General features: G+C 67.2%; 3 protein-coding genes. All 3 read right to left on the reverse strand.

What is annotated here, in order from left to right; genetic code table 11:
- On the reverse strand, positions 1-448 hold a 448-nt coding region (locus QZY48_RS09175; protein ID WP_295430342.1), incomplete at its 3' end, for a Uma2 family endonuclease.
- A gap of 259 nt (positions 449-707) precedes the next feature.
- Complete coding sequence (gene prsT / locus QZY48_RS09180; protein ID WP_295430344.1) at positions 708-3,485, reverse strand: XrtA/PEP-CTERM system TPR-repeat protein PrsT; 2,778 nt, start codon at positions 3,483-3,485, stop codon at positions 708-710.
- A gap of 201 nt (positions 3,486-3,686) precedes the next feature.
- A complete protein-coding gene (locus QZY48_RS09185) occupies positions 3,687-4,358 on the reverse strand; it encodes a hypothetical protein (protein ID WP_295430346.1) in 672 nt (223 codons plus the stop codon).
- Positions 4,359-5,520 lie beyond the last annotated feature (1,162 nt).

The raw sequence follows: 5,520 nt of genomic DNA on the forward strand, positions 1-5,520 counted from the left end.
CCGTATCGCGCAAGATGTCGCGGCGCTCCTGATCCGACAGGGCCTCGACGCAGAGGTCGAAAACGCCGTGATAGGACGCATCCAGCGGCAACAGCGGCTGGGGGTTGTCGTTGCAGACGACGCCGAAATCGGGCTTGCGGATGACGGTGCCGGTCGGCAGCGGCAGCCGAAAGCCCATCTCCAGGGCGACCATCCTGGCGATGGGTCGGGCAGTCAGAAAGTGCTCGAGCAGCAGCATGAACCAGTGGTAGACGAGGAAGGTTTCGTAGTTGGACACCGGCTTTTCCTCCAGACGCCCGTTGTTCCATTCATAGTGGACGTCAGACTCGAGGTAATAGTCGCGCCAGTACTCCTCCTCCGAGACATACCGGCCGGCTTGAGAGGGCGGCACGGCACCAGCCGGTTCAGGCCGCGTGCGGCGCGGTTCGGCAAGGGCGGTCTGCGACATGGGCGTCTCCCGGGGCGGTGGCGGTCTGGACATAGGCTAGCACGGGCCCCGCCGGCCGGAGCGCCTGGAGTCCAAGGCTCTACCGTGAAAGTCGCGCGGCGACGTCGTGGGAGCGGGTTCAGCCGCGACGGGCCGTGCGCGGAACGTGGCGGCGTCCGCCGCAGCACGGCCGCAGGCCGCTCCCACAAGAATCTTCATGTTCCGCAGTGACGGCGCCCCGCAGGGCCGTAAGCCGGCCCCGCGCCGGGGCCGGCGCCCCTCAAGGCATCAGCTGCTTCAAGAGCGCCTGCGCCTTAGGCTTGTCCGAAAAAGATTTTTCCATTACCGCAAGCAACACCGTGCGCGCCTGCGCCGCGTCGCCCGTCGCCGCCAGTGCAGCGGCGTAGTGATAGGCGATGGTGGGGTCGGCGGGCTGTGCCGCCTGCTCACGTGCCAGGGCCGCGACCGCGCCCTTGGCATCGCCGGTCGCCAGCAGGACGGTCCCCAGGGTGGCCGTCACCGCCGGGTCATCGGGTGCCGCAGCGGCAGCGGCCTTGGCATAGGTCAGGGCCTCGGCCGGCTGTTTATCTAGCAGTAACTGGGCCAGGTTGTTGTTATAGGAAGGCTCTTGCGGCTCGGCGAGCACCAGCGCCCGATAGGTCTCGAGCGCCTTCTCCATCCGCCCCCGCCGCACATAGATGTCGCCCAACAGCGCGCCCGCCGCGTGGTCGTCCGGGTTCGCCTCCACCCAGGCCTGCGCCGTCTGGGTGGCGGGGAACAGTTCCCCACCCTTGACCTGGGCGGTCAGGAGTTCGATGAAGACCGCCCGCTCCTTCGGCTTGGTGCGGTGCAGGTCAGCGAGCCGCTTTAAGCCATCGGGGTAGTGGCCCTCCTCGATCAGCAGGCGCGCCTCCAGAAGGAGGATGCCGGCGGCCCCCCCGGACAGGTCCTTGAGACCGGCCAGCAAGACGCGCTTGGACTGGGCGTCCGGAAGCGCCGCATAGACGGCGGCCAGGGTCTCCTGGGCCAGCGCGGACTTGGGGTCCAGACGAAAACCCGCCAGCAACTCCTCCTGCATCCCGGAGATGTTCTTGGTCGCGGCGAGGGCGTTTGCCAGCAGCAGGTGCAGTTGCGCGGACTGCGGCTGCACCTTGGCCAGGGCGTCCAGGATCGGCACCGCGTTGTGGGGCTGACCGGCCGCCATTTCAGTCTGCGCCGTGAGCAGCCGCAGGCGCGGGTCCGTCGCCTGGGCGGGCGGCGCGGACTGCAGGGTGCGCTGGGCCTCCGCGGTCTGCCCGGCGGACAGGTAGCCGCGCGCCAGGTTGAGCCGCAGATCCAGGTTGGCCGGGTCCTTGGCGAGCGCGCCGCTGAGCCGCTCGAAGGCAGCGCCCCGCTGGCCCTGTGCAAGGTCCAACTGGGTCAGCAGCAACAGGGCATTGGTCTGGCCGGGCGCGGCGGCCAGGACCTGCTCATAGAGCTTGCGGGCGGCGTCCGGGTCGCGGGCCTTCAAATCGAGCGCGGCCAGGTTGAAGGCGGCATCGGCAAAGCCGGGCTCCAGCTCCAGGGCACGTTGATAGTCGCGCCGCGCGCCCGCCTCATCGCCGCCGAGCTGGCGCGCTGCCGCCAGGCCGTTGTAGGCGCGCGCACTGTTCGGGGTCAGCGCGACCAGGCGCTGCGCCTCGGTCAGGGCGGCCTTGGCGTCCTTCTTCTCGAGCATGAGCCGAATCAACATCAGGCGGGCCCGTTCGCTCGCGGGAACAGACTGGAGCAGCGCGCGCAGTTCCCTCTCGGCCCCGGCCTGGTCCCCGGCCGCCAGTTGGGACTCGACGAGGCGCAGCCGCGACTCGGCGTCGTCCGGCCGCGCCTCGGCGACCTGGGCCGCCAGTGCCTTGGCCTCATCGGTCCGGCCTTGCTCCTGAATTGCCCGGCCCAGCAGTGTCAGCAACTCCGGGCTGGGGTTCTTCTGATCGGTAAAGGGCCGCAGCAAGGCCTCGGCGCCCTTGGCGTCACCCCGGGTCAACTGCAGCTTGGCGAGCGCGAGCACTACCCCCGGCGCCTGCGGAGCGGCCTGGTGAGCGCGCTTCAGGTACTCCTCCGCCTCCTGCCGACGGCCCAGTTGGGCTAAAGCCAGCCCGGCGCGATAGGCCGCCTCGGGGTCCTGAGGCCGATACTTCAGAAAGAGCGACAACTCGGCAAAGGCCTGTTCCGGCTGATTGCGCTCGAGTGCCAGGACCCCTCGGACATAGCTGAGGCCGACAAACTCCGGCGCCTGCTTGGCCGCGGCCTCCAGATCGGCGCTCGCCAGGTCCAGTTGGCCCAACTCCAGCCGGGTCAGGGCGCGTTTGTAAAGAGGCATCCAATTGATTGCACCCAGGGCGACGGCCTGGGTGAAGGCGGCCTCGGCCTGCGCCAGGCGCCCCTCACTGAACTCCAACGCACCCAGGCTCTGCCACACCAGGGTATCCTCTGGATGGGCGCGGGCGGCCTGCTCAGTGAACTCACGGGCGCCGACCTTGTCCCCCCGGGCGAGCGCCAACTTGCCCTGACCGAGCACCGCGTGCGCCTGGTCCGGAACCAGCCCCAGCGCCTTGCCGAACTCCAGCCCCGCCTGTTCGGGCTTGTCCAGGGCCAGATAGGCCTCGCCGCGACTGGCGTGCAGTTCGGCCTGGCGGGCCTGGTCCGGGGCGGACTCGGTGGTCGGGTCCTGGATGATCTCGGCGAACTTCCCCTGCAGCAGCCGCGCCTGCACCAGATTCACCGCGTAGTCCGCGGGCTCCAGGCCGCCCTCCTTGATCGCCCGCTGCAACTCCTGCTCCGCCGCCGCCCCTTGCATCAAGTCGAGATAGACCAGCGCGAGTTGGATACGCGCCGCCTGGTCCGAGCCCGCGCGGGTCAGGTGGTCCTTCAGCAGGATCATGGCCGAGCGCAGGTCGCCCGCCTGCCGGTAGGCGGCGGCGTCACCGAGGGTATCGGCTTGAGCGGCCAGCGCAACGCACAGCAGGCCAGGCAGCAACCGCGCCGACACCAGGCGCATGAGACGGCAAAGGGGCATGGTCATGGCAAGACAGGTCCTCGTGGGCGAAGGGGAGCGGGCGACTATGCCTAACCCGCCGCCGGGCGGACGCAAGCGCCGCCGCGGGGGCAGGCTGATGAGTTGACGCCGACCGGACAAAAAAAAGCGGCGGCCCGAGGGCCGCCGCTCTGCCGCCGCAGTTCAGCCGGATCGGGCGGATCGGGCGGATCGGGCGGATCGGGCGGATCAGGCGCGCTTGGCGCGACGGGCCAGACCCAGCAGCCCGGCACCCATCAGCAGAATAGTGCCCGGAATCGGGGCCTCCCGGGTTTCTAGCAACGAAACCTGGGCGTCCCAAGCGGTGGGACCGGTGAAGGTCGCGCGCAGGGTGTCTACGCTCGCCCAGACGCCCGGATTGGTGCCGTCGGTAAACTTGAAGAAGAACGAGTCTCCGGTGATACCGCTCGGGAAATTGCGGGAAATAACGGCGGTCCCGGCGGCCCCGGTGGCCGTGAATGTCACGTCCAGCCCATTGTCGACCGGAGTCGGCAGGGCCATGTAAATACCGAAGTTCGTACCGACCGAGGTCAAGTCCTTGTTTACGCCAGTGATGCCGTTCCACTGGACATAGATGGTTCCGGCGGACGTGCTGGTGTTGGCTAGGTCAAGCACGGAGAGGGCAAACGCCGCATTGCTGTTTCCCGTCGTTTGGCCCGAGGCGCCGGCCGTGGCGCTGATGTCGCGGTTGGCGCCGATATAGACGCCCCCGACATTATTAGTGGTTTGGTTCGCGCCGTTGATGGCCGTCGCGACCTGAGTCGTCTCGAAATGGTCGATGAGGATATTGGCGGCGCCGGCCGTGCCGGCTCCAAGGGTGCCGGTAGCGGCCAGGGCGAGGACGAGTGCGAGTTTTTTCATTAAGGTCTCTCCGGGTTGAACTGTGAGGGGACGGTAAGCTGGCCCGGGCATCTACAGCCGCTCCGGTCTTTGCGACCTTTGCCCTGCTCCGCCTGGTTAAGAGACGGCTTTACACTCGACCGTCCGCTGACAGTCATAAAGCACTAACCGTGCCACAAATATAATTTTCTTATTTAACAGCACCATGACCTTGCGGGCTCGCGACCCGCCCAGGCCGAGTGTAAAAAAAGCTGACAGTGTCCGCGGAAAACCGGGGAAAACCGGGGACGGGGAAAACCGGGGACAGACCACAGTTTTGCGGGCGGCGGCAGCCTTGAGTATCGCGCCGGACGGGGCATGCGCCCCGTTCGGAACCTTCCGGAGCCGCCGCCAACCCTGACGAGGTCCTGTCCGCAAGGTCCGAAACCTTCGGGACGGGGTTGCGAGATCCGTCCCGCTCGGGTGTCTCGCCATGCTTGAAACCCTCTCCCGAACACAGATCGGCATCAAATCGGCAAGTAGGCGATGCGATTGACCCATTCGCTGGGCGTCGTCACCGTGGCGATCAGGATCAGGTCCGCGGCAGCAGCCGCGACGGACATGGTTTGAGGCACGATCAGCAGCCCCGGACTCGGACCGAAGACAATGAATTGAGGGGAAAACCGGAGGGAAAACCGGGGACAGACCACAGTTTGGGAAAACCGGGAAAACCGGGGGAAAACCGGGGACAGACCACAGTTTCGCGGGCGGCGGCAGCCTTGAGTATTGTCAATTTATTTTACAGTTGCCGTCGGCAGGCATCTACATTGCAGACCCCCGCGCCGGACGGAACCTGCGCCCCGTCCCCAACGGTCCGCAGCCGCCGCCAACCCTGACGACGGCCGGTCCGCAAGGTCCGAAACCTGCGCGACGGGTTGCTAACCTCGTCCCGCCCGCGGTATCGCGTTCCAGCTATTCTGGCGCCCGCTCAAGCCCCGCAGGGGCGCGATCCAGCAGCCCAGGGCAACGCCCTGGGATAGCGTTGTTTATTTGGCCTGGCCCTGAAAGGGCGCGACATCAGGAGCCAAGCCGTTATGTCACGCCCTTTCAGGGCTAAACGCTGCGATACCCATACCCAGGGCGTTGCCCTGGGCTGGTATGTTCCGATCCCGTTGGGGTCGATACGCAAGATGAGCTGCAACCG

This window comes from uncultured Thiodictyon sp. (assembly GCF_903828115.1).
Classification (GTDB): Bacteria; Pseudomonadota; Gammaproteobacteria; order Chromatiales; family Chromatiaceae; genus Thiodictyon.

What these genes read in the sequence shown, in the direction of transcription:
- prsT (WP_295430344.1), bottom strand. Translation starts at nt 3,485, where the DNA reads ATGACCATGCCCCTTTGCCGTCTCATGCGCCTGGTGTCGGCGCGGTTG.
- QZY48_RS09185 (WP_295430346.1), bottom strand. Translation starts at nt 4,358, where the DNA reads ATGAAAAAACTCGCACTCGTCCTCGCCCTGGCCGCTACCGGCACCCTT.